General features: G+C 58.3%; 20 protein-coding genes. 9 read left to right on the plus strand and 11 right to left on the minus strand.

Annotated features, from left to right (window positions below; all coding sequences use genetic code 11):
* The first annotated feature begins 15 nt into the window (after positions 1 to 15).
* The gene (locus NQF87_RS00480; RefSeq protein ID WP_266126473.1) at positions 16 to 1761 is read left to right on the plus strand and encodes a TolC family protein; all 1746 of its coding nucleotides are present in this window, start codon (positions 16 to 18) and stop codon (positions 1759 to 1761) included.
* Between the two features lie 24 nt (positions 1762 to 1785).
* On the opposite strand, the gene NQF87_RS00485 is transcribed toward NQF87_RS00480, so the two are convergent.
* Positions 1786 to 2988: an MFS transporter gene (locus tag NQF87_RS00485; protein WP_266126474.1), complete on the minus strand. Its 1203-nt coding sequence runs from the start codon at positions 2986 to 2988 to the stop codon at positions 1786 to 1788.
* A gap of 333 nt (positions 2989 to 3321) precedes the next feature.
* Between NQF87_RS00485 and rpsD the strand changes: the two genes are divergently transcribed.
* Positions 3322 to 3939, plus strand: a complete 618-nt coding sequence (gene rpsD / locus NQF87_RS00490) for a 30S ribosomal protein S4 (protein WP_266126475.1) — start codon at positions 3322 to 3324, stop codon at positions 3937 to 3939.
* Positions 3940 to 4029: 90 nt separating this feature from the next.
* Entirely contained in the window at positions 4030 to 5571 is a 1542-nt protein-coding gene (locus tag NQF87_RS00495; RefSeq protein ID WP_266126476.1) for a peptide chain release factor 3, read from the plus strand.
* A 51-nt stretch (positions 5572 to 5622) separates the two neighbouring features.
* Here the strand turns inward: NQF87_RS00495 and NQF87_RS00500 are convergent, their stop codons facing one another.
* From NQF87_RS00500 to aroB, 6 genes are all read right to left on the minus strand, one after another.
* Positions 5623 to 6558, minus strand: coding sequence for an endonuclease/exonuclease/phosphatase family protein (locus tag NQF87_RS00500; protein ID WP_266126477.1), 936 nt, complete (start codon positions 6556 to 6558; stop codon positions 5623 to 5625).
* Complete coding sequence (locus NQF87_RS00505; RefSeq protein WP_266126478.1) at positions 6551 to 7243, minus strand: carbonic anhydrase; 693 nt, start codon at positions 7241 to 7243, stop codon at positions 6551 to 6553. Before NQF87_RS00505 ends, NQF87_RS00500 begins: the two co-directional genes overlap by 8 nt.
* Before the next feature lie 293 nt (positions 7244 to 7536).
* Positions 7537 to 10176 (minus strand): alanine--tRNA ligase, encoded by a 2640-nt coding sequence (alaS, locus tag NQF87_RS00510; protein ID WP_266126479.1) that lies wholly within the window; start codon positions 10174 to 10176, stop codon positions 7537 to 7539.
* Positions 10177 to 10275: 99 nt separating this feature from the next.
* Entirely contained in the window at positions 10276 to 10764 is a 489-nt protein-coding gene (locus NQF87_RS00515) for a GtrA family protein (protein ID WP_266126480.1), read from the minus strand.
* A 139-nt stretch (positions 10765 to 10903) separates the two neighbouring features.
* The gene (locus NQF87_RS00520) at positions 10904 to 12058 is read right to left on the minus strand and encodes an OmpA family protein (RefSeq protein ID WP_266126481.1); all 1155 of its coding nucleotides are present in this window, start codon (positions 12056 to 12058) and stop codon (positions 10904 to 10906) included.
* 212 nt (positions 12059 to 12270) lie between these two features.
* Positions 12271 to 13950 (minus strand): 3-dehydroquinate synthase, encoded by a 1680-nt coding sequence (gene aroB / locus NQF87_RS00525; protein ID WP_266126482.1) that lies wholly within the window; start codon positions 13948 to 13950, stop codon positions 12271 to 12273.
* 148 nt (positions 13951 to 14098) lie between these two features.
* Here aroB and NQF87_RS00530 point away from each other — a divergent pair, with 148 nt between their 5' ends.
* The 3 genes from NQF87_RS00530 (at position 14099) to NQF87_RS00540 (ending at position 16327) form a co-directional block, all read left to right on the plus strand.
* Positions 14099 to 14305, plus strand: coding sequence for a hypothetical protein (locus tag NQF87_RS00530; RefSeq protein WP_266126483.1), 207 nt, complete (start codon positions 14099 to 14101; stop codon positions 14303 to 14305).
* A 13-nt stretch (positions 14306 to 14318) separates the two neighbouring features.
* Positions 14319 to 15275 carry a tyrosine recombinase gene (locus NQF87_RS00535; RefSeq protein ID WP_266126484.1) on the plus strand — a complete coding sequence of 319 codons (957 nt, stop codon included), beginning with the start codon at positions 14319 to 14321 and terminating at the stop codon, positions 15273 to 15275.
* Between the two features lie 80 nt (positions 15276 to 15355).
* Positions 15356 to 16327 (plus strand): acetyl-CoA carboxylase carboxyltransferase subunit alpha, encoded by a 972-nt coding sequence (locus tag NQF87_RS00540; RefSeq protein ID WP_266127016.1) that lies wholly within the window; start codon positions 15356 to 15358, stop codon positions 16325 to 16327.
* Positions 16328 to 16388: 61 nt separating this feature from the next.
* Here NQF87_RS00540 and NQF87_RS00545 read toward each other — a convergent pair whose 3' ends face one another.
* Positions 16389 to 17150, minus strand: a complete 762-nt coding sequence (locus NQF87_RS00545; protein WP_266126485.1) for a competence/damage-inducible protein A — start codon at positions 17148 to 17150, stop codon at positions 16389 to 16391.
* A 113-nt stretch (positions 17151 to 17263) separates the two neighbouring features.
* Between NQF87_RS00545 and NQF87_RS00550 the strand changes: the two genes are divergently transcribed.
* Entirely contained in the window at positions 17264 to 18157 is an 894-nt protein-coding gene (locus NQF87_RS00550) for an SMP-30/gluconolactonase/LRE family protein (protein ID WP_266126486.1), read from the plus strand.
* Positions 18158 to 18302: 145 nt separating this feature from the next.
* On the opposite strand, the gene NQF87_RS00555 is transcribed toward NQF87_RS00550, so the two are convergent.
* Together NQF87_RS00555 and mutT are read right to left on the minus strand one after the other, a co-directional pair.
* Positions 18303 to 18773, minus strand: coding sequence for a VOC family protein (locus tag NQF87_RS00555; protein WP_266126487.1), 471 nt, complete (start codon positions 18771 to 18773; stop codon positions 18303 to 18305).
* Positions 18774 to 19158: 385 nt separating this feature from the next.
* Complete coding sequence (gene mutT / locus NQF87_RS00560) at positions 19159 to 19578, minus strand: 8-oxo-dGTP diphosphatase MutT (protein ID WP_266126488.1); 420 nt, start codon at positions 19576 to 19578, stop codon at positions 19159 to 19161.
* 212 nt (positions 19579 to 19790) lie between these two features.
* On the opposite strand from mutT, the gene NQF87_RS00565 reads away from it, so the two are divergent.
* Complete coding sequence (locus tag NQF87_RS00565; RefSeq protein WP_266126489.1) at positions 19791 to 22319, plus strand: TonB-dependent receptor; 2529 nt, start codon at positions 19791 to 19793, stop codon at positions 22317 to 22319.
* Positions 22320 to 22378: 59 nt separating this feature from the next.
* On the opposite strand, the gene NQF87_RS00570 is transcribed toward NQF87_RS00565, so the two are convergent.
* Entirely contained in the window at positions 22379 to 23254 is an 876-nt protein-coding gene (locus tag NQF87_RS00570) for an ATP-binding protein (protein WP_266126490.1), read from the minus strand.
* A gap of 86 nt (positions 23255 to 23340) precedes the next feature.
* On the opposite strand from NQF87_RS00570, the gene yajC reads away from it, so the two are divergent.
* Positions 23341 to 23697 (plus strand): preprotein translocase subunit YajC, encoded by a 357-nt coding sequence (gene yajC / locus NQF87_RS00575; RefSeq protein ID WP_266126491.1) that lies wholly within the window; start codon positions 23341 to 23343, stop codon positions 23695 to 23697.
* Positions 23698 to 23751 lie beyond the last annotated feature (54 nt).

Consider the following 23751-nt stretch of genomic DNA (forward strand, 5'->3'; position numbering starts at 1 on the left):
TTAAGGAAAAGTGACATGGGGCAGGTAAAAAGACAGGAACAGGGCATGCAGACTGGTTCGTCCCGATCATGTAGTGATATTTCCGTTGTAAGTTGGTTTTGTAGGCAGCGGAAGGAAGACAGGTCGTTACGGCGTGCTGTTCTGGTCTGCGCCATGCTGTTGGGGAGCAGTGCCCTGAGCGGCTGCCAGACGACAGCTATGCGGAACATGCCACCCGCCCCTGACAGGCCGTGGAATGCGCCGGTTGACGCAAATGGCCACATCATCGAGGGACACGAGAAGGCTGCACCGGGGCAGAAGGGCGGTCGTGTCCTGAAGATGCCTGCCGGCTACCGTCTTTCATCGGACCATGTCCTGCCGCAGCCTGCGGCACTAGGCAATGTGCAGGTGGACCATTCCTACAATCTGGCTGACCTGATTGACATGGCCCAGTCCATCAATCCCTCCACACGGCAGGCATGGGATGCGGCCAGGGAGAGTGCGGCAGAGACCGGCATTGCCCGGTCGGCCTACCTGCCGCACCTGACGGCAACGGCCATGGGGGGCTACGGGATTCTGGAACCTCATAACCGCTTCCGGGCCGAAGGAGGAAAGGTCAATACGGATACCCGCATTCACGGCACTCTGGAACGCCAGCAGGTGGGGCTGGAATGGCTTCTGTTCGATTTCGGCAAGCGTCGTGCCGTCATGGAGGAAGCAACCCAGAAAAGTATCGGGCAGAATATCCTGTTCACGGGTGAACATCAGAAGGTCATCCACCAGGTGGCTCTGGCCTATTATCGCTATGCGGCAGCCCTGAACAACGTGTCGCTCGTGCGGCAGTCCCTTGAAAATGCCCATGCCATTTCCCGTGCGGCAGAAGCCAACCTGAAGAACGGAGAGGGGACGGTCGTTGACACGTCACAGGCCGAGCAGGCCGTGGCGGAGGCCGAGCTGGTGCTGGCACGGACGGAAGGTGACGTGGAAACCTACCGGCTGGAGCTGCTGACGGCTGTCGGTCTCAACCCGTCCCAGCCGCTGCATGTCCAGACGGACAGCGGGCGGAACATCCGTGTTGATGACATCCGGCTGAGTGACGAGATGGTGCATGAGGCCGTGGCCCGTCGGCCGGATGTTCTGGCGGCCTATACCAGCCTGCGTGCGGCCAGAAGTGCCGTGGAGGGCGCACGGGCCAGTTACAGGCCGCAGATTTTCATGAGCGGTAACGTCGGGTACAATTTTGATGACATCCGCTTCCGTAATCTGCCGCTTGTCAACGTGACGTCGATCAATGACCGGGTCCATACGTTCGGCAGCCTGATCACGGCGGGGATTACCGTTCCCATCTATGATGGCGGGCTGCGCCGCAACCGTCTGCGTCAGGCGCATGAACGGGAAGACAGTGCCCGTGCCGCTCTTCAGGACACGCAGAACAATGCTGTCCGGACGATCGTGAGTGCGGAGGCCATGCTCCATACGGGCATCACGGCCTATCAGGCCGCCCTGAGCCTCCAGAAGGCCAGCCAGACCGGCTTTGATGCCGCCCTGACAGCCTACCGGTCCGGTGACGGTACGATGACCCGTATGCTGGAACTCCAGAATACCCTGCTCAATGCCCGTCTGTCCGTGTCGGACAGCTATTACGGGATGCTGAGTGCGGCGGCGTCTCTGGCCTATGCTGCCGGTACGCTGGGCAGCAGCAGCGTCCTGTCTGACATTCAGGGATCACTGGAGGAAGGGGCACCAGCCCCTGTTCCAGTGTCCAGCAGTCAGGTCCCCTGACAGGGGCTTTTCATGCGGCTCGTTTCACGGTGTGTGACGGCGGGCCACATGAAGCGTGATGAAATAGATGACCAGTCCTCCCGCAGAGAGGAGGGCACCGCCCCAGCCAACGGCACTGATGCCGAAGCCGTTTTCCACCAGCATGGCCCCCATGGATGCCCCCAGGGCGTTGGCGATGTTGAAGGCTGAGTGGTTCAGCGAGGCAGACAGTGTCTGGGCGTCACCGGCCACATCCATGAGGCGGGCCTGCATGGCCGGGCTGAGGATGACCGTGGCGGCAGGCAGCAGGAAGCAGACGGCCAGCATGGCAAGGCTGGAGGGCAGGAACAGCCAGAAAGCCAGCATGAAGATGACACTGGCCACCAGACTGAAGATGGTGGTGCGGTCGAGGTTCCGGTCGATCATGGCTCCGCCGAAGGAGTTGCCCGCCACCATCCCGCAGCCCCAGACGACCTGATAGAAGGTGATCATCCAGTGATTGAGGTGGGTGACCTGTCCAAGCCCGGAGGTGAGGAAGGTATAGACACCGAACATGCCGCCGAAACCGATGGCCCCCGTCAGCAGGGTCAGCAGGACATGGGGATTTCTGAAGGCTGCCAGTTCCGACATGGCATTCACATTATTGCGGGGCCTGTCGGACGGGATGAGGAAGGCGACACCGGCAATGCAGAGCAGTCCCAGAACGGAAAGGGCACCGTAGATCACCTCCCATGATATGTACTGGGAGAGGAAGGTGCTGAGCGGTGCGCCGATGACCGTGGAGAACATGATGCCGGACAGCACCATGCTGACGGTCCGTCCCCGTCGTGCCCGTTCCACCATGGAGGCCCCTGTCAGGGCGGCGATGCCGAAAAAGGCACCATGCGGCAGCCCCGTGATGAAGCGCATGACTTCAATGGGGAACAGGGACGAGAACAGGATGGTGCCGATATTGCCGATGCAGAACAGGGTGAGCAGTAGCAGGAGTACGGTACGGCGGGACAGATGCGCCCCGGCGATGGCCATGACGGGCGCACCCACCACGACCCCCAGAGCATAGGCCGAAATGACGGCACTGGCCTGCCCGACTGAGACCCCCAGGGCATGGGAGAAGGCGGGCAGAATGCCCATCATGCCGAACTCCCCCGTACCGATGGTGAAGGTGCCGAGCATGAGGGCTGCAATGGCGGGGGCAACACCATGAGGTGGGGTCAGGCGTGGGCCTGTAACCGTTTCGGTCTGCTCCATAAGGGGGAGTGCTCCAGTCTGATAAGGGAATTATGGCGGTATAGGTGATATGGGCCGGTTTTTCCAAGATGTTCTGAGATTAAAGCTGTTTTATGCCGTGATTGCTGGTGGCCCGTTTTCTTGACAGGCTCCGGGGTCTCGTGTAACGGCAGTCACATTGCCGGGAATGTCGGATGGTCTGGCCGGAATCATGCGTGCTGTGGCGCAGGATTCCATGAGGTTCGCAGGCTGTTCCGTTCTTCCAGTTCCGCATGGAGCGGGGGAGAGCCTACCGGTGCAACAAAGGGCCGTCACGCAGGGCTGGCAGCCTGAGAGAGAATACGGGTTCAACCGATGTCAAAACGTCTTGAGAGCAAGTACAAGATCAACCGCCGTCTCGGCGTCAACCTGTGGGGCCGCGCCAAGTCTCCGGTCAACCGCCGTGAATATGGTCCGGGTCAGCACGGCCAGCGTCGCCGTCAGAAGCCGTCTGACTACTCCATCCAGCTGATGGCCAAGCAGAAGCTGAAGGGTTACTACGGTAACATCAGCGAGAAGCAGTTCCGCCGCTATTATGATGAGGCCGTGCGCCGCAAGGGTGATACCTCCGAGAACCTGATCGGTCTGCTGGAGCGTCGTCTGGATGCCGTCATCTACCGTCTGAAGTTCGCCATGACCCCGTTTGCTGCCCGTCAGTTCGTCAGCCACGGTCATGTGCTCGTCAACGGCAAGCGCGTCAACATCCCGTCCTACCTGGTGAAGGAAGGCGACGTGATCGAGGTGCGTGAGAAGTCCAAGCAGCTTGCCATCGTTCTGGATGCCGTCCAGAGCGGCGAGCGTGACGTGCCGGAATACATCGAGGTGGATCATCGCCAGATGAAGGGCACCTTCATCCGTATTCCGCAGCTTTCCGATGTGCCGTACCCGGTGCAGATGGAACCGAATCTGGTGGTCGAGTTCTACTCCCGCTAAGATACGGTCCCTGGCTGTATATGGAGACGCCGGGCGGTTTTACCGTCCGGCGTTTGCCGTTTCTTATGCTCTCTCTTCAGGAAGGCTGACATGTCCGACCCCACCATCGCTGCGGAGATCCCCCGGCGGCGCACCTTTGCCATCATTTCCCATCCTGATGCCGGTAAGACCACACTGACGGAACGCATCCTGCGGGCTGGCGGGGCCATCCAGATGGCCGGAAATGTCCGGGCCAAGGGAGAGCGGCGGCGGACCCGGTCGGACTGGATGAGCATTGAGAAGGACCGTGGCATTTCGGTCGTCACCTCGGTGATGACTTTCAATTATGGTGGCTGTGTTTTCAACCTGCTGGACACGCCAGGCCATGAAGACTTCTCTGAAGATACCTACCGGACTCTGACGGCGGTGGACTGTGCGGTGATGGTGATTGATGCCGCCAAGGGCATCGAGGCCCGGACACGCAAGCTGTTTGAAATCTGCCGCCTGCGGGATATTCCCATCGTCACCTTCATCAACAAGATGGACCGTGAGGCGCAGGACTGTTTTGCCCTGCTGGATGAGATTTCAAACGCTCTGGCTCTGGATGTGTCTCCAGCGACATGGCCGGTCGGGCGGGCCGCGAAGTTTGCTGGCATTTATGACATCCGCACGAAGTCCCTGCATCTCAAGGAAGAGCTGCCGGAAGATGATGAGCGTCTGGCCCTGATGCGGGAAGAGGTGGAGCTGGCCGAGATGGCCCTGCCGCCTTTCGAGAAAGAGTTTTTTGATGAAGGGCATCTGACCCCCGTTTTCTTCGGCTCCGCCATGAAGGAGATTGGCGTGACAGACCTGCTGGATGCCCTGGCCGCCTACGGGCCGCCGCCTCGTGCCCAGGCCTCCGAAACACGGGAAGTGCAGGCGACAGAAGAGAATGTCACGGCCCTGATCTTCAAGATTCAGGCGAACATGGACCCCAATCACCGGGACCGCATGGCTTTTGCCCGTGTCTGTTCCGGTAAGCTGACCCGTGGAATGCGGCTGAAGCATGTCCGGATTGGTAAGCAGTTTGCCCTTCATACGCCGCAGTTCTTCTTCGCCCAGGATCGCCAGCTTGTGGAAGAGGCCTTTGCCGGGGATGTGGTGGGGATTCCCAATCATGGTACCCTGCGTATTGGTGATACGCTGACGGATGGCGAAGACCTGCGCTTTACGGGCGTGCCTCATTTCGCCCCCGAGATTCTGCGGCGTGTGCGGCTGGATGACGCCATGAAGGCCAAGAAACTGCGTCAGGCTCTTGTGGAGCTGGCGGAGGAAGGGGTCGTGCAGCTCTTCCGTCCACAGGATGGTGCGCCACCGATTGTGGGCGTGGTTGGTACGCTCCAGCTGGACGTGCTGCAATCCCGTCTTCAGGCGGAATATAATGTGCCGGTCGGGTTCGAGAGTACGCCCTTCACGCTGGCCCGCTGGGTGACAGGCAACAAGGCGGCCCTGGAGCAGTTCGAGGCTCTCAACCGGAGTGCTATGGCCGATGATCTGGATGGGGACCCGGTCTTCCTTGCAGGGTCAGGTTTCATGATGAACCGGGCCATTGAAATGAATGAGGCCCTGAGCTTCCATGACATCAAGCAGATCGGCATGGCAGGCCAGGCCTGAGGGAGAGATGAAGAAGCCCGGAGGGGGGAGACCCTTCCGGGCTTCTTCATGTCATGGAAGCCGCATCTGTACGGAGACGGGGCAGTGATCCGAAAGGGGCAGGCCTTTTCCGACATTGCGGAAGGTCATGACCCGCAGACTCCCCGGAATGAACCAGTCACGGGCACGGTTCCCGAGCAGTATGTGGTCGATGAACAGCTCACCATGACGGCGGCAGGGGCTGGTGAAGCCTGCCGTGGTCAGGGTCAGGCTGGCATCGGCCTGCAAACTCTGCATGAGAGGGTCGGCTGGTGTCAGGCGGCGGTTGAAGTCGCCCAGAATGGCAAAGGGGGTTCCGTCATCCAGCCTGTCCATGATCCAGTCCTCAATGACATGGAACTGCTGATAGAGCAGGATGCAGGCCCGTTTCTTTGCCGTGAGCGGCTGTGCCCAGCACCCCGTTTTCAGGTGGACGACCAGCAGTCTCAGCTGGGATGACCCTTTCTGGAGGGTCACATCCATGCCACCCCGCAGGGGGTAATGACGGCCCTGCTGGGGAATGTTGAGGGCAGTCACTTCCGGGTTGAGTGTCACGGTCAGGCTGGCATCCCGACGGACCGCCAGACCGACCTTCTGGAGAATATGATCAGGCGTGATGTAGAGGTCATACTCCTGTTCAGGGAATACGAGCCGGGCGGCCTCCAGGCTGTCCACTTCCTCGAAAGCGAGGACATCGCTGTGCAGTCTGGCTGCCTGCTGGCGCAGTGCGGCGAAATCGGCTGCCGTGCGTGTGGGAGCGTCGGCGGGAAGGGCATGGTCATTGGCAGGGCGGAGCGTCAGCCAGTCCATGTTCCAGCTTGTCAGCTTGATGCTCTCCGATGCCTGAGCAGAGGGGAGAAACAGGAGCATTCCGAGGAGCAGGCACGCAGCAGAGACACGGTACAAAAAACCGCCTGCCCCGTGGGACAGACGGTTCCTCCATACCGGGGACGGTATCTGTTCAGCCATTGGTGGCAGGACTGCCCTTTTTGAGGAGGTCAATGGCTTCCTTGACGGAATATTCCGTCTTGTTCTCATCGCTGAGAATATACATCCGGCCATTCTGGATGTCGTAGTACCAGCCCTGTACGTTCAGTTCATTGCGGGACAGAGCCTTGGCAACAATCGGGTGCGTCTTCAGATGGGTGAGCTGTAACCGGACATTGGCTTCGGCCAGATCGCGCACGTCCTTGGGGCCGACATCTTCGGCACGAAGATCGGCGATGGTGGCAGCAGCGGCTTCTGCATTATGCAGCCAGCGGCGGACGGTCGGAATCTCGGCCAGTTTTTCCGGGTCAGTTGCCAGATTGATGAGGGCGGACATGGCCCCGCAGTTGGAGTGGCCGCAGACGATGATGTTCTTCACACGGAGGGCACCGACGGCATATTCGATGGCGGACGCCACGGCCCCGACCATATTGCCATAGGCTGGCACGATATTGCCGACATTGCGGATGAGGAACAGTTCGCCCGGCTCTGTCTGGGTGATCAGGCTGGGGCTGATGCGGCTGTCGGCGCAAGTGATGAACAGGGTTGGCGGGGTCTGATCGTAAGCCAGACTCTGGAACAGGTCCTTTTTCTGCGGGTATACCTCTTCTTCAAAGGTATGGACGCCATCAAGGAGCTCCAGAAGAGTGTTACGGTGGAAGACCATACGTTATGTTTCCTGACTTAAAGACGCATCATGCGGGGTCCTTGACCCCGAGAAACCACTATGGGCGAGACAGGGCAGCCTGCCCATAAAGAAGACACTAAAAATTTTTTTAATGACCGTCCAGCGCAAAGCGGCCTCTGATTCATGAAATGTCTTTCATCAAGATGGCACACAAGGCCAGAACGGGAGCGTTCCTGTGCCATGCGGAGTTTCTGGCACGAAAAAAGCGTCAGACCTCCGGGAGCTGGTCTGACGCTTTCATCAGGATACTGGCCTCCCGGGGAGGGAACGGGTCAGCCGTCAGCCAGTGTCTTGCGGATCATGGCGAACACGGCATCAGCGGCAGGTTCGGCTCCACCGGCCTGGGCCATGTCCGGGCGGCCACCGCCACCCTTGCCACCCATCAGGGTGGAAGCCTCACGGGCCAGTTTCACGGCATCAAAACGCTCTGTCAGGTCCTTGCTGACGGCAATGACGATGCTGCCCCGCTCATTGGCACCGGAAATCAGGGCCACCACACCAGAGGACATCTGTTTCAGCAGACCATCAGCCAGCCCCTTGAGGTCCTTGGGGTTGACGTCTTCAAGGAAGCGGGCGGCCAGTGCGACGCCATTGACGGTCTCGCTGGAAGCTGCTCCTTCACCCGTGGTCAGCTTGTGCTGGAGGGAGGAAATCTGGGCATTCAGGGCCTTGCGTTCTTCCAGCAGGGCCGCCAGACGGGCCGGAGCCTCGGCAGGTGTGACCTTCAGGAGCGCAGCCATTTCGGCCAGCCGGTCCTCACTGGTGCGGATGGTCTGTTCGGCAGCCGCTCCGCAGACAGCCTCGATACGGCGGACACCGGAGGACACGCCCGTTTCAGAAACGATGCGGAAGAGGCCGATCTCGCCGAGGCGGTTTACATGCGTACCGCCGCAGAGTTCGATGGAATAGGCCTGACGGTTCTTCTCATCTTCATTGCCCATGAAGACGACACGGACCTCGTCGCCATATTTCTCTCCGAAGAGAGCCATGGCACCGCTTTCAATGGCCTGTTCCTGCGTCATCAGGCGTGTTTCGACCGTGCTGTTCTGGCGGATGCGGGCATTCACCTCGGTTTCAATGGCCTTCAGCTCGTCATTGGTCAGCGGGCGGGGCTGGCTGATGTCAAAGCGCAGACGGTCCGGCGTGTTCAGGCTGCCTTTCTGGGTGACATGCTCACCAATATGGCGGCGCAGAGCCTCATGCAGCAGGTGGGTGGCTGAATGATGCCCTCGCACGGCAGTACGGCGGGTGTGGTCGATCTCGGCATGAACATCCATGCCCGGCCTGAGCGTGCCTTCCACGATGCGGCCATAATGGACGATCAGGGAGCCATTCTTCTTTTGCGTATCGGTGATCTCGACCCGCAGGCCAGGGCCTGTCAGTGTTCCATGATCGCCAACCTGACCACCGCTTTCGCCATAGAAAGGGGACTGGTTGAGTAGGATGGCGATTTCATCCCCAGCCCTGGCTTCGGCCAGTTCGTCACTGCCCCGGAAGATGGCCTGGACCTGGGCATCGGCGGCTTCACTGACATAGCCAAGGAATTCCGTCCCGCCGAAACGGTCACGGGCATCAAACCAGACGGTTTCCACGGCACTGTCACCGGAGCCAACCCAGGCGGCACGGGCACGCCGCCGCTGTTCCTTCATGGCACTCTCGAAACCGGCCTCGTCCACTTTATGACCGCGCTCACGCAGCACGTCCTGCGTCAGGTCCAGCGGGAAGCCGAACGTGTCATAGAGTTTGAAGGCCACATCCCCAGGAAGATGGGTGTTGCTGGCGAGACGTCCTATTTCATCTTCCAGCAATGCCATGCCACGGCCCAGAAGGGCGGAGAAGCGTTCTTCTTCACCTTTCATGGTCTCGGTGATGAGAGCCTTGTGCTGGTTCAGTTCGGGATAGGCGTGCCCCATCTGCTGGATGAGAGCAGGCAGCAGACGGTAGAAGACGGGCTCCTTTGCACCCATCAGATGGAGGTGACGCATGGCACGGCGCATGATGCGGCGCAGCACATAGCCCCGGCCCTCACGGGAGGGCAGCACGCCATCGGAGATGAGGAAAGCCGTGGAACGCAGATGATCGGCCACCACACGATGGCTGGTCCTGAAATGTCCATCTGCATCCTGCTTCAGCAGGTCGGCAGAAGCCTCGATGAGGGCACGGATCGTATCCGTGTCGTAATTGTCCTTCTTGCCCTGCATGACGGCGGCGAAACGTTCCAGCCCCATGCCGGTATCAATGGAAGGATGGGGCAGGTTGGTCCGCTTGCCTTCGCCTTCTTCAAAGAACTGCATGAAGACGAGGTTCCAGATTTCAACGAAACGGTCCCCGTCTTCATCAGGGCTGCCGGGAGGGCCACCGGCCACGGACGGGCCATGATCGTAGAAGATTTCAGAAGAGGGGCCGCAGGGACCGGTATCCCCCATGCGCCAGAAATTGTCGGACGTGGCAATGGGGATGATCTTGTCATCCGAAAGACCGGCAATCTTCTTCCAGAGGGAAGCGGCCTCATGATCATCCGCATAGACGGTGACAAGCAGTTTCTCGGTGGGGATGCCGAAGCCTTTTGTCAGCAGGTTCCAGGCAAATTCAATGACTTCAGCTTTGAAGTAATCTCCAAAGCTGAAATTGCCCATCATTTCGAAGAAGGTATGATGGCGGGCCGTATAGCCCACATTGTCCAGATCGTTATGCTTGCCACCAGCACGGACGACCTTCTGGGCTGTCGTGGCCCGCTTGAAGGGAAGGGTCTCCTGCCCGGTGAAGACATTCTTGAAGGGCACCATCCCCGCATTGGTGAAGAGCAGGGACGGATCGTTCTGCGGAACCAGAGACGCAGACGGGAGAATACGGTGCCCGTGAGATTCAAAATACTGGAGGAATTGCGCGCGGATGTCGTTGGTACTGATCATGAAGCTGTAAATCCGGGTTCAGGAGAAAGAGGAGACAGTTCCTGCTTTCTAGCTGATTTTCCACCACTTGGAAATGGAGCCTCATGACGGGGGAACGGATTACAGGAGGGGCTTTTTCTTATGGAAAACGAAGTGGTGGCAGAGTGTGAAATTGATGAACATGCCGCCTGCCGTGCCGCACAGAAGAGCGATGACCGTGTAATGGCGTGTCAGGGGCCAGAGGCTGAAGAGTGCCAGCACGATTCCCCGGTTGATGATGAAGCCGGGCAGGTTGGCCAGAACGAAGCGGCCCCACTGGTGATGAACTTTATGACGTTTGCGGCAGCAGTCCCGGAATGTCCAGTAACGGTTCAGAATCCAGTTGTTGCTGGAGGCGACGACATAAGCCAGGAGGGCGGCAATCCGTAATCCCACCACATGACGGAAGAGTGACAGGCTCGCCCAGTCCACCAGAAACCCTACGGCCCCGACGATCCCGAAATAGAAAAAGCGCTGCATGAGCGGAATAAATTTTATCAGGCTTTTGGGGATGAACTGTTCAATCATGGGGTGCGACGAGAAACCAGAAAAATAGCTACGATAGGCCATGGCAGTCTAACATGGTTCCGTGGGGTGGGTAAGTTTCGTGGGGAATTTTTTTTATAATAAGGAGTTCAGTTAAAAAAAGGTGCCTAAAGGCACCTTTTTTTTAACCGAAGAGATTCGGGTTGCTGACCATTTCTGCAATTTACTTCAGAATGATTTCAACGCGACGGTTCTGCGGCTCACGTGTGTTCTTAGCTGTTGCAACCAGCGGATTGGCATCACCGTAGCCGTGGATGTCAATAGCTGTGGCCGGAACACCCAGACGGACCAGCTCAGCCTTCACGCTGTTGGCACGGCGCAGGGACAGACCCATGTTGTACTTTTCACCGCGTGGACCCGGATGAGCAGCGGAGTTATCGGTGTAACCGTTAACTTCGATGCGTGTCGTCTGCACGTGCGTGGAAGCCTGAGCAGCCTGAGCAACGATCTCGCGGGCACGACCTGTCAGAGCAGACTTATCCCAGTCGAAGAAGACGAGATAGGTACGGGCAGCCTGAGCTGGCGGCGGAACGACAACGTGCGGAGCAGCCGGCGGTGGCGGCGGAGCATTGTTGAAGGCATAACGCAGGCCGAGCATGAACTGGTGGGTGTAGCGGGTACCATAACCGACGCGATCTCCACGTTTGCCATCTTCGTGCAGGTAATGACGGCCGTTAGAAGCCCCACCCGAAGATCCAGCTTGGCCGAGGAAGCGATACTGTGTAGTCAGAGCCAAGCCAGGAACGCCTGGAATGTCGTATGCTGCACCAACGATACCCTGAGCGGCGAGACCTCCGGTAGTATTATTGAAGCCACCGTCGGGACGACCCGTCGCACGGTTGTAAACCTTGCGGTAGTTTTGCCACATATAACCCGCACCGATACCAACGAACGGTGTAACGGGAAAATTATCTAGACCGAACATACCAAGGTCAATGTCGTACAGGACATTGACGAGTCCACCATAGCCCTCGCTTTTACCATGAGCGCGGCGGTTAGCACCATCAGCAAAACTCCCACCCAAACGGGTGATATGCGTCTGATTATAGGTACCCTCGACCTCGAGACGCAGTCCATTGCCGAAGCCATACCCAGCAGACAGATAGCCATTGAAGCCCGTGCCTGAATGCATCTTACCGTAATACTGCGTATCAGCGCGTTTGATACTACGGTCTGTACCAACTCGAGCACTTTGGTGCTGAACCAGATTATAACCGCCTGCCATATCAATATATGGGCCGGTGATCGTGCTGGCCATGGCAAATGACGGCAGAGCCACCATTGAGGTCATGGCGAGAAGTGCGTTACGAATGCGCATTTACTTCCTCAGTCCTTAGTTCTGTATACTTACGGCCATTACGGTTGGCGGGCGTCGGGACGATCACCGTTTTGAGCCAGCGCGGCCGATGACTGAGATGTAATAGAAACCTGGCGTGAAGTTAAGTGATTTTCCGTCCATTCATGGCGATGGGACATCCACTGTGACCAATAGAACACATAATCTGTATTCAGGCCAGAAAATGGCAGGATTTACGGAGCAAATCCTTCCTCCAGCAGCAGGGTATGGACATCTGTCATGGCCACTTCCCGGCAGGTGAAAGCCATGCCAATTCTGCGGAGTAGAACGAAGGTGATCTTCCCGTCACGCAGTTTCTTGTCCCTCCCCATGTGAGACAGCAGGGTCTCCGTGCTGAGCATGTGGGGAAGGTCCGTGACACGGGTAGGCATTCCTAGGGCATGGAAGTGAGCATCCAGCCGGTCAAGGTCTTCCCGGGGAGCGAGTCCCATCCTGACGGAAAGGGCAAGGGCCATGTGCAGGCCGATGGAAACCGCCTCTCCATGCAGGAGGCGTCCGTCATACTGGAATTCGGCTTCAAGGGCATGGGCGAAGGTATGGCCAAGATTAAGCAGGGCGCGGCCTCCGGAACGGGCCTGTTCCCGTTCATCATCCTGTACGACTCCGGCCTTGAAGGCACAGGCACGGCGTATGGCTTCGCCCAGTGCGGTGGCATTGCCGTTCAGCACGGCCTGACCATTGGCCTCACACCAGGCGAACAGGTCAGGATCAGCGATCAGGCCGGATTTGATGATTTCGGCATAACCGGCCACGAGCTGGCGGCGGGGCAGGGTGGCAAGGGCTGCCGTGTCGGCCAGGACGAGGCGGGGCTGCCAGAATGCGCCGATGAGATTCTTTCCGGCTCTGGCATTGATGCCCGTTTTTCCGCCGACGGAACTGTCAACCTGTGCCAGCAGCGTCGTGGGAATCTGGATGAAGGGAACCCCCCGCAGGGCCGTGGCGGCCACGAAACCGGCCAGGTCACCGATCACGCCACCACCGAGGGCCACGACGGTCGTGCCACGCTCCATGCCATGATCGAGCATCGTTTCCATGACAGTCTCGAAACGGGAGAGTGATTTGCTGTCTTCTCCAGCCGGAACCGTGATGGAATGAAGGCGGATGCCCGCCTGTCGGAAGCTCCGCTCCAGCGTTTCCAGATGCAGTCCGGCCACGGTCTCATCGGTCAGGATGATGGCATGATTGTTGGAGAGGTGGGGTTTTATCCTCAGTCCGGCATCATTCAGAAGATGTCTGCCGATGAGGACGTCATAGCTGTGACCTGCCAGAGCGACCGGAACATGATGGGGCAGGGTCGTGTCTGCAAGTGTCTCGGTGATGGTCCGGGTGGCCTGTTCCACGCTTTCGTCTCCACAGTCGATGATGATGTCTGCTTCGGCATAGCGTGGATAGCGTTCCGAAGCGAGGCGGTGCAGGGTTTCCTCCGGGTCCCCCTGTGCCAGAAGGGGACGGTTGCTGCGGTTGCCAAGCAGACGCCGGAGCAGGACAGGGGTAGGGACATGCAGCCAGATGGTGCAGACATCCGTTCTCTTATGGATGAGGCTGCGGGTCTGCGGGTGCATCCATGCGCCGCCGCCCGTGGCCAGAATGCAGGGGCCACCTTTGAGCAGGCGGCGGATGACCCGATGTTCTCCAGCCCGGAAATGGGCTTCGCCATGCCGTGCAAAGATTTCGGGAATGGTCTGGCGGCAGGCTTTTTCGATCTCGGCGTCGGTATCGACGAACGGAATGCCATAATGCTGGGCCAGAAGTCGCCCGAGCGTGGTCTTGCCCGCCCCCATGAGGCCGACAAGGACGATGATGTGGAAGGGGGGCTGCACGGGTCGTGTGGAGGGTGAAGAAGAAAGGGACATGCCATTCTCCTATCACGGGCCGATGGGTGGGGGTAGAGCCTCCCGTCACTCCTGCCCGTATCCCGGTGGAAGGGGGAGAGAAGAGGGTTTTTAAAAGCGGCTTATCCTTCTATAAGCAGGGCGTAGCCTTTGGTATGGAGCCGTATTTATGAAACCCATTGTCCGTTTGGCACTGGTCCTGCTGGTTCTCGTTGTGTTGGCTGGGGGTGGGTATTTTCTCACGGCCCACGGTGAACAGCCACCAGCCCCGGTGATGGTGCATCATGATCTGACGCCGCAGGTTGTGGCTCCTGCCGGACCATCTCAGAATGCGGGTGCCAGCCTGCCGGAGCTGCCGCCGGTCGGGGGACACTGAGGGAGCATCTGCGATGATGGAGCAGCGTGTGAGGGACACACGGGTTCCCGTGGAATCCATGGCTCTGATTGATGCGTTTCTCGAGACGATGGTGGCGGAACGGGGGGCGGCCGAGCGGACCCGTCTTGCCTACCGGGCCGATCTTGAGGATTTTGCCCGGTGGTGCGCCCCACTCTCCCTGTCGGATGTGTCACGCAGCAAGGTCCAGGCCTATTTTGCCGATCAGGGCCGGGCCGGAATTTCAGCCCGCACGCAGGCCCGCCGCCTGTCCTGTTTCAAGCAGTTTGCCCGTTTCATGCTCCAGATGGGCGTGCGGGCTGACGAACTGACGGCCGGACAGGTCTCGCCCCGTTACCATAGCGGGCTGCCCCATCCGCTGAGTGAAGACGAGGTCAAGCGTCTTCTGGGGAAGGGGACCTGTGGTCATGCGGACCTGCGGCGTGATCTGCTGTCCCGTGTGGCTCTGGAGATGCTCTATACGACCGGGCTGCGTATCAGCGAGCTGCTGAGTCTGCCGGCAAACTGCGTGCGGCATCGGGGCGGGATGCTGCCCGTGCGGGGAAAGGGGGGCCGGGAGCGGCTCGTGCCCTTCTCCAGCGCAGCCAGGGAAGCGGCCGAGGCCCTGCTGGCTTATGATGCCATTTTGGATAGTCCCTGGCTGTTCTCCGGACGCAATCCTAGAAAGCCTCTGACCCGGCAGGGATTTGACAAGATACTCTATGCCTGTGCCGTCAAGGCGGGGCTGGACCCGCAGCGTGTCAGCCCGCATGTGCTGCGTCATTCCTTTGCGACACACCTCCTGAATCGGGGGGCGGACCTGCGTGCCCTTCAGGTTCTTCTGGGGCATGCCGACATCACCACGACCCAGATCTATACGCAGGTAATGACGGAGCGGCTGAAGGAAGCCGTCAAGCAGCACCATCCTCTGGGCAGGGACAGCGGGGCGGAAACTGAAGAAACCGGGGCCTGAGGATGGTGCCGGTCGTGTTTTCTGCAAGGAGATGAAATTAGGGCTGTCGTGTGGCCCGTTTGCGTGCTATCGGGCGGACCATGCGCCAGTTCCTAGATTTTGAAAAGTCGGTTGCCGAGCTTGAGACCAAGATCGGTGAGCTTCGTCAGGTTGGTCGCCAGGATAATGGCGCTGGTCTGGATGGTCTGAACATTGATGACGAGATGGCTCGCCTTGCGGAGAAGGCGGACAAGCAGCTCCGCAGCCTCTACAGCAAGCTGACACCGTTGCAGAAAGTGCAGGTGGCCCGTCACGCCCAGCGGCCTCATGCACTGGACTATATCGAATCCCTGATGACGGATTACACGCCACTGGCTGGTGACCGTGTTTTCGGGGATGATCAGGCCCTCATAGGGGGGCTGGCCCGTTTCCGTGGTCAGCCGGTCATGGTGATCGGGACGGAGCGTGGCTCCGATACGGAGAGCCGCCTGCGTCATAATTTCGGCATGGCCCGTCCGGAAGGGTACCGCAAGGCCCAGCGTCTGATGCGCATGGCCGAGCGTTTCGGCCTGCCGATCCTGACTTTCGTGGACACGGCCGGTGCGTGGCCGGGGATTGATGCCGAGGCCCGTGGACAGGCGGAAGCGATTGCCAGGGCGATTGATACCTGCCTCCAGGTCAAGGTGCCGCTGATCGCCACCGTGATTGGTGAAGGTGGGTCCGGTGGGGCCATTGCCATTGCGGCAGGTGACCGTGTCCTCATGCTGGAACACGCCATCTATTCCGTCATTTCACCGGAGGCGGCAGCGTCCATTCTCTGGCGTGACCCCAAGATGTCCCCGACGGCGGCTGAGTCCCTGAAGCTGACCGCACAGGACCTGAAGAAACTGGGACTGATCGACCATATCATTGATGAGCCTGTGGGCGGTGCCCAGCGTATGCCAGCCGAAGCCATCAACCGGGTGGGTGAAGCCATTGCGGCAGAACTGGCAACCGTGCAGGCCATTCCGAAGGAAAGCCTCCTGTCACGTCGCCGGGAGCGGTATCTGGAGATGACACGGGCTGCCAGCTGAGCTGCCCTGTTCATAACAAGTTCTGGAAAGGCCGCTTCCCGGTGGAAGGCGGCCTTTTCTGTCACGGGCTGCGTGGTGGATCGCCTTCTTTTGGGGTGAAATCCAGCGTCTGGAGAAGGTCTTTCAGGGCGGAACCGGCCTGGATGACCGTATCAGCGTCATAGCCTTTGGCGACTAGGGCGACGCCCCGTTCCGTTCCGTGTTCAAACGGGTAGGAACCGATATCCAGTGTGGGAAAATCCTGCTGGATGGCGGTCAGCCTGTCGGCAAGGTCACCTTCATAGACGTCATGACTGTACCAGCTGGCACTTGTCAGTGGTGCCCCGGCTTCAAGCTGCGGAGCCAGCCAGTCGATCATGGCATGGAAGATGCGGGGGACTCCGGCCATGACATGCACGTTGCCCAGTGAGAAGCCGGGAGCCGTGGAAACGCTGTTCTTGATGGGGGTCGCCCCTTCTGGTAGCCATGCCATGCGCTGGCGTGCCCTGTTGAATTCACCAGCCGGGAAGAGGGCTTCCAGCTGACGGAAACTGTCTTCATGGCGTGTCAGGGGAACATTGAACGCTTCAGCCACACAGGCGGCGGTGATGTCGTCATGAGTCGGACCGATTCCCCCGCTGGTGAACAGGAGGTCGAACCGTGCCCGGCAGTCATTGACCGTGGCGATGATATGGTCAGCAATGTCCGGAATGACACGGACCTCCATCAGCCGGATGCCCCTGCCGTTCAGCGCATGGGCGAGAACCCTGATGTTGGCGTCCTGCGTGCGGCCAGAAAGGATCTCATTACCTATGACGAGAAAACATGCGGTGCGGGGAGCCATGAGCCTGTAATTCCCTTATGATGGCCGCAACGCTGTCCGGTGCGGGCGGTGAAACTGGGGCATCTTTCTGTTATCATATGGAAGAGTGTGGCCCTTAAAAAGGAGAAATGCCTGTGAAGCTGGAACATCATGAACCTGTATGTCTGTCAGATTTCCGGGCAGTGCTGGGGGAAGGGCCAGTCTGGATAGAAGCGGAGCATTCCTTCTATTTTGTGGATATTGTCAGCTGCCGCATTCACCGTTACGGCCTGCGGGATGGCAGCCTGTACAGCTGGGAGGCTCCCAATCGCACGGGGTTTCTGCTGCCCACCAGTGATGGCACGTTCCTTGCCGGGCTGCCGGACGGGCTGCACCGTTTTGACGTGAAGACGGGCTATTTCGAACAGGCCTGCATGGTCGAGACGGAGGATGAAGGCAATCGCCTGAATGACGGGTGTGTGGACCAGAAGGGGCGCATCTGGTTCGGTACGATGGATGACGGAGAAAGCCGGGAGAGTGGCTCCCTCTATCGGGTTGAGCATAAGGGCGGTCAGCTCAGCGTGTCACACTGGGACAGTGGCTACATCGTGTCCAATGGTCCGGCGATTTCACCCTGCGGTAAGGTGCTTTATGCCTGTGACAGCCCCCAGCAGCGCATTTATGCATTCGATATTGCCGATGATGGCAGCCTGACCAACAAGCGTGTCTTCGCTACCCTGAAGAAGGGGTATCCTGACGGTGTGGTGACCGACAGTGAAGGTAATGTCTGGAGCGGCACATGGGCTGGTGGACAGATCACCCGTTTCCGGCCTGATGGCACGCCGATGAAGCCGATTGTCCTGCCCGTGTCCAATGTCACGAAGATTGCTTTTGGCGGGGACGATTATAAGACCGTTTTCGTCACGACGGCCCGCAAGGGGCTGAGTGAAGAGGAACTGGCTGAGCAGCCGCAGGCCGGGGGCATTTTTGCGTTCCGTACGGACATAGCGGGCAACCCGCAGCATAGCTTCCGGGTAGAAGCTGTCTGATATGTGAGAAGAGCCTTTCCTGACAGAAAGGCTCTTTTTTCAGGCGGCAAAATCCGCCGGAAGGTCCTTAAGTTTCATACAGAAGAGGTCTTTCAGAACATCTGGAGGGCAGAAACTCTCATGGAGTCTTGTTCTGTTTGTTCTGTCATTTTGCTGTCAGCAGATCATTCATGGTCATGGGACGCTGCTCCGTGAAAAAATTTCCGTCTTTGTCGGCCCACTTGTCTGCCGGACGGTCCCAGTAATATTCAATACCATTCTCATCAGGGTCCCTGAAATACACTGCATGACTTGTTCCATGATCGACTATTGCATCCAGTCTGATGCCGGATTCGTATATTTTGACAATCCGTTTGAGAAATTCTTCTCGTTCCGTAAAGAGAACGGCAAAATGATAGAGGCCAGTCATACCATATAATGGTGGGGTTCCATCTTTTGACATCCATGTATTTACACAGATATCATGGTGGTAATCACCGTATGACAAAAAGGCGGCCTGGTCTGGAAAGAGCTGTGTCACATGCATTCCAAGTATGTCACAGTAAAATGATACTGAGCGATCAAGGTTGGCGACTTTAAGATTTACATGACCCAGCCGTGCTGTTGAGGTAGCCATTGTAATATTATCCTCATCTTGCGGAAAACAGTTTCCAGAAAAAGATGATGGAAACTGTTCTGAATGTCATCTGCCAAAATATGAAAGGCATGGTTTCCAAAAGGTGTGTTTATCAAAAATTGTTTGGCCTTTCAGAATCAAGGTAAAGCCAAAGCTACACGTGCTCATTAAAGGCCAGAAACTGTCTGATCTTCTCAGATTTATTTTTGAACCAAGATAGTTCTTACATTTCTGTTTATGTCAGAGTGATACCGTCCTTTTCCAGGGAGATCGTTCATCCCATGCCACGCTGGCCGCTGAGTCCGGTGTTTCGGAACGCACGGTACACATTGCGCTCCGAAAGGCCCGAATGTGTGGCTGGATTACATGGACGGACAGCCGCAGGTCAGCCCAGCAGGGACTGAATCCGGGGGACGAGCGGGGCGTCAGCCTTGGGCATGGGGTAGTCTGCCAGTTCTGCGGCCGGTACCCAGGCAAGTGCCTGGCCTTCCCGCCCGACAGGCTCATTGTCCCATTCCCGGACAAGATAGAGGATCATGAGCAGGTGGAAGGTGGCGCAGTTCTCACTGACAAAGGTGAAGGGTTCCAGCGTTTCGGGCTGGACGGTGATGCCCAGCTCTTCGTCCAGTTCCCGGACCAGGGCGGTTTCGGGTGATTCCGGGACTTCCACTTTTCCGCCGGGGAATTCCCATAATCCGGCAAAAGTCTTGCCTTCCGGTCTCTGGGCCAGCAGGACGGTTCCGTCCTTCCGGATGAGAATGGCTGCCGTGACAAGCAGCGTATGAGGGCGAAAGGGCGTGGTCATCAAATACTCCCGCATGAGTGGCATATTTTGTGAAGGTATCGGCAGAAAATGCGCCTTTTATGCCACAGGAGGAAGAGGAAAAGTTAAAAAACCCACTCGGAGCTTTGCTGTGGAGGGGTGTGCCCGGTAGGTAGTCCGTCATACCGTGAATGGATAGCTGCCCTGACAGGAACACAACCTTGTCATGGATTTTCTGTTATGTACCGAGACCAATGGGAGTGCCAGACGCATTGCGCCGCCACCTTCTTCTGTCTTCCGCTGCCCTTTTTTTGGGAATGGGTAGCGGAGCCGCTTTTGCCCAGACCCGATCATCAATTCCATCATCTTCTGCCAGCAGGGCAACGGGGAAGGCTGCTGCATGGCATGGCCGTGCTACGGAAGCACAGCGGAAGGGCCTCCATAAAGGAGCTGTCCAGAAGACTGTCACGGCTGGTGCCAGCACAGGGCCGGTGAAGAAGGCCGGTCATCGCAGGCCGAAATATGTATCGGCACATGGTGTGCAGAGCCTCTCCGTTCATGCCTCGCATGTCAGCCGTGCGGCGGAACTGGTCGTGCCCAAAAGCGTGATGAAGGAGTACGTTCCCGGTACCAGTCCCTACAAGGCCCTGGACCGGATGCCGGGTGTGAGCTTCACCTCCACCGATCCGTTCGGCATCGACAGCTTCGGGGCCAATCTGTACGTCCGTGGCTTCTTCATGAACCAGCTGGGTGTGACGCTGGATGGCATCCCGCTGAATGATCAGACCTACCAGTCCGTCAATGGTCTGAGTCTCGCCTCGGCCATCATTCCTGATGATATTGGCAGCGTGACCATGTCGCAGGGCGGTGGAGGGGTGGATGTGGCCTCCACCAACACGCTGGGCGGGACCATCCGTTTCACCTCCAGCGATCCGTCCGACAGGCTGGGTGGCAAGGTCAGCCAGGCATTTGGCAGTTACGGGTCTTACCGTACCTATGCCCGGTTCGATTCCGGCCGTCTGAACGAATCCGGCACGAAATTCTACACTTCCTATGCTCGCACGGATGAAGGCATGTGGGAGGGGAAGGGTGACCAGTTCCTCCAGCAGGTCAATGCCAAGCTGGTGCAGCCGCTTGGTGAGCGCAGCAAGGTCTCGGCCTTTTTCGACTGGACGGACCTCCAGCAGCAGAACTACCCTGACCTTTCACTGGGGATGATCAACAATCTGGGCTGGCGTGTGCCGCATCTCTACCCGGATTACAAGAAGGCCTATCAGTGGGCGCAGCAGTGCAATAACAGCCCGGATAATTTCATGGCCTATCCGGGGTCCAACGGGCAGGTGAATGCCTGCCAGATGCCCTATTATGATGGTGGCCAGCACGAAACGAACTTCCTTGGCGGGCTGAATCTTGACCTTGCCCTGACGGATCATCTGACATGGCATACGACCGCTTACGGCCATGCCCAGTCCGGCAATTACAGCTACACGGCAGCTGCCTCTGCGGCCTCGACTGACCCGGACCTTCAGGTTGCCACGCCCAATGGCGTGCCGCTCTATCAGGAGGTCTGGAAGAACAGCCAGCAGCGTTTCGGCATCACGAGCAGTCTGGATTACCGCTGGGGCCATCACAGGATTGATACGGGCGTCTGGTATGAGAATAACAACCAGACCGCCGGGCTGTACAATTATCTGGAGCCGGAACTGGGAGCGGGTGCACCCGTCAAGGCGGTCGGGCCTTATGGTGTCTATGGGCCAGCGGACCGGGTGTACAATTTCAGATGGCGGACCAATGTGGTGCAGACCCATCTTCAGGATACTTACACCATCCGCAGGGGGCTGACCCTTACGGCAGGTTTCCGCTCCCTGATTTCCCAGACATCCGGTGGCGGGCATGAGAATGATGATTCATGGGCGGCTCTGGATGCCGGGGGACTGCCGTCTGGCTCGCTCCATGCCACGGGGGCTTTCCTGCCACATTTCAATCTGGACTGGCGACTGAACCGGCAGAACGAGTTCTATATCGACGTGTCCAAGAACATGCGGGCTTATGAGGTTTCCGGCACGGGTGTTGCCAACTCGCTCTTCTCCGTGCCCAACCAGCAGGAATTCCTGCGGCAGAAGGCACAGACCAAGCCTGCCCGTGCCTGGACCTATATGGGGGGCTACCGCTTCACGTCTTCCATCGTCCAGCTGGATGCCACGGTCTATCACTCCACCCTGATGCACGAGCTTCTGGCGGGTGCACGGGGAACAATGTTCAATCCGATCTCTGAAGAGTTTGATTTCGGACGCATTTCCATGACGGGGGCCAATGGCAGCGTGTCCATCCGCCCGTTGCCGGGCCTGGTCATCACCAACACGCTCAGTTACAACAAGGGCACTTATGACCGTGACGTGACCTCCAGTGCCGGGAATTATTACCCGCTGAAGGGCAAGAACATCGTCAACTACCCGGCATGGATGTACAAGACCTCCATTTCCTATACATGGCATGGGCTGAATGCGCATTTCGATGCCAATTATTTCGGAAAGCGTTATTACAGCTTCATGAATGATACCTCTATTGGCAGCTACTGGCTGGCCAATACGGGGGTGAATTATACGTTCCGGAAACTGGCTGGCGTGCGGGACCTGACGGTCAGCTTCAATGTCTATAACCTGTTCAACAACAAATACATCGCCATGATGGGTGAGAACAACAACCCACCCGTGGGAGATTATCAGTCTTTGGAGCGGGGTGCGACACGGGAATATTTCGGCACGATCAGCGCAGCGTTCTGATCGCTGAAGGTCTGGAAAAGAAACGGCCCGCTCTGGTTCCAGGCGGGCCGTTTTTTGTTTCAGCGGGCTTCTTCAGCCAGTTCGGCACTCAGGGCGGTGATGAACTGGGAGGCCACCCGGCCGGAGCGGCTGCCCCGCTGGATGGACCATTGCAGCGCACGGCGGTGCAGTTCCTCCTTGGCGATGGGCAGTTTCCGGTCTGCTGCATAGGCGTCAATGATGCTCAGATAATGGGGCTGGGATGCGCCATACAGGCCGATCCACAGCCCGAACCGGTCGGAGAGGGAGACTTTTTCTTCAATGGCCTCACCCGGATTGATGGCGTCGCCTGATTCATTCTCGATCATGGTCTGCGGCATGAGATGGCGGCGGTTGGAGGTGGCATAGACCAGCACATTGTCCGGCCGTCCGGCAATGCCGCCATCAAGGACGGATTTCAGGGATTTGTAATCAGCATCCTGCGTCTCGAAGGAAAGGTCATCACAGAAAAGGATGACCCGGCGGGTGCTGCGGCGCAGAAGGGCCAGAAGCTGCGGCAGGGTGCTGAGATCATCCCGTGGAATCTCGATCAGGGCCAGAGGAGGCTGGTTCCTGCTGCGCTGTTCTCCATTGACGGCCATCAGACAGGCCTTGACGAGCGAGGACTTGCCCATGCCCCTTGCTCCCCAGAGCATGACATTATTGGCAGCCAGCCCGTGAGCGAAGAAGCGTGTATTGCCCATGACCTGTTTTATCTGCCGGTCAATGCCCTTCAGTAGGTCAAGTGGGACGGCCTGCATCCGAGGGATGGGCAGCAGGCGGCCATCTGTCCCCTGCCAGAGGAAGGTATCCTGCGTGAGGTCATCCAGCATGGCGGGGTCTGCGGGAGGAGGAGCCATGCGCTCCAGACTGTCGGCGATGCGGGTCAGGAGAGGGATGATGGCGGTCGTGGGCATGGTCTTCTTCCATAATGAACTTGACGTGAAACCCCGGAACGATATGGTCCCGGGAGTATCCCACAAAGATGGAACCAAAATTACCCATGAACAATCTTCTTTTCTCCACGGCTTATGCTGCCGATGCCGGCACGGGTGGCGGTGCTTTCAATTCGGCAGCCCTGATGCAGTATGCTCCGATCGTTCTGGTTTTCATTGTTTTCTATTTTCTGCTCATCCGTCCGCAGCAGAAGCGTCAGCGTCAGCTGCGTGAGGAGCAGAATGGTCTGCGTCGTGGTGACCGGATCGTGACGGCAGGTGGCATCTTGGGGACGGTGCAGAATACCCGTGATGATTCTCAGGAAGTGGATGTGGAGATTGCACCGGGCGTGAAGGTGAAGATCATCCGCAGCACCATCACGAATGTCCTGTCTCGTGAAGACAGGGTCGCCAACGATTCATGATGTGAGGGTTGCAGCACGTTTTGTGCCGACCTGAAAAAAAAGCCCCGTCACGTT

The sequence above is a fragment of the Bombella dulcis genome, from assembly GCF_026385505.1.
In the GTDB taxonomy this organism is placed as follows: domain Bacteria; phylum Pseudomonadota; class Alphaproteobacteria; order Acetobacterales; family Acetobacteraceae; genus Bombella; species Bombella dulcis.

Bases quoted from the DNA above. Each gene is read 5' to 3' on its own strand.
- NQF87_RS00480 (WP_266126473.1), top strand. From the start codon at position 16: ATGGGGCAGGTAAAAAGACAGGAACAGGGCATGCAGACTGGTTCGTCC.
- NQF87_RS00485 (WP_266126474.1), bottom strand. From the start codon at position 2,988: ATGGAGCAGACCGAAACGGTTACAGGCCCACGCCTGACCCCACCTCAT.
- rpsD (WP_266126475.1), top strand. From the start codon at position 3,322: ATGTCAAAACGTCTTGAGAGCAAGTACAAGATCAACCGCCGTCTCGGC.
- NQF87_RS00495 (WP_266126476.1), top strand. From the start codon at position 4,030: ATGTCCGACCCCACCATCGCTGCGGAGATCCCCCGGCGGCGCACCTTT.
- NQF87_RS00500 (WP_266126477.1), bottom strand. From the start codon at position 6,558: ATGGCTGAACAGATACCGTCCCCGGTATGGAGGAACCGTCTGTCCCAC.
- NQF87_RS00505 (WP_266126478.1), bottom strand. From the start codon at position 7,243: ATGGTCTTCCACCGTAACACTCTTCTGGAGCTCCTTGATGGCGTCCAT.
- alaS (WP_266126479.1), bottom strand. From the start codon at position 10,176: ATGATCAGTACCAACGACATCCGCGCGCAATTCCTCCAGTATTTTGAA.
- NQF87_RS00515 (WP_266126480.1), bottom strand. From the start codon at position 10,764: ATGGCCTATCGTAGCTATTTTTCTGGTTTCTCGTCGCACCCCATGATT.
- NQF87_RS00520 (WP_266126481.1), bottom strand. From the start codon at position 12,058: ATGCGCATTCGTAACGCACTTCTCGCCATGACCTCAATGGTGGCTCTG.
- aroB (WP_266126482.1), bottom strand. From the start codon at position 13,950: ATGTCCCTTTCTTCTTCACCCTCCACACGACCCGTGCAGCCCCCCTTC.
- NQF87_RS00530 (WP_266126483.1), top strand. From the start codon at position 14,099: ATGAAACCCATTGTCCGTTTGGCACTGGTCCTGCTGGTTCTCGTTGTG.
- NQF87_RS00535 (WP_266126484.1), top strand. From the start codon at position 14,319: ATGATGGAGCAGCGTGTGAGGGACACACGGGTTCCCGTGGAATCCATG.
- NQF87_RS00540 (WP_266127016.1), top strand. From the start codon at position 15,356: ATGCGCCAGTTCCTAGATTTTGAAAAGTCGGTTGCCGAGCTTGAGACC.
- NQF87_RS00545 (WP_266126485.1), bottom strand. From the start codon at position 17,150: ATGGCTCCCCGCACCGCATGTTTTCTCGTCATAGGTAATGAGATCCTT.
- NQF87_RS00555 (WP_266126487.1), bottom strand. From the start codon at position 18,773: ATGGCTACCTCAACAGCACGGCTGGGTCATGTAAATCTTAAAGTCGCC.
- mutT (WP_266126488.1), bottom strand. From the start codon at position 19,578: ATGACCACGCCCTTTCGCCCTCATACGCTGCTTGTCACGGCAGCCATT.
- NQF87_RS00565 (WP_266126489.1), top strand. From the start codon at position 19,791: ATGGGAGTGCCAGACGCATTGCGCCGCCACCTTCTTCTGTCTTCCGCT.
- NQF87_RS00570 (WP_266126490.1), bottom strand. From the start codon at position 23,254: ATGCCCACGACCGCCATCATCCCTCTCCTGACCCGCATCGCCGACAGT.
- yajC (WP_266126491.1), top strand. From the start codon at position 23,341: ATGAACAATCTTCTTTTCTCCACGGCTTATGCTGCCGATGCCGGCACG.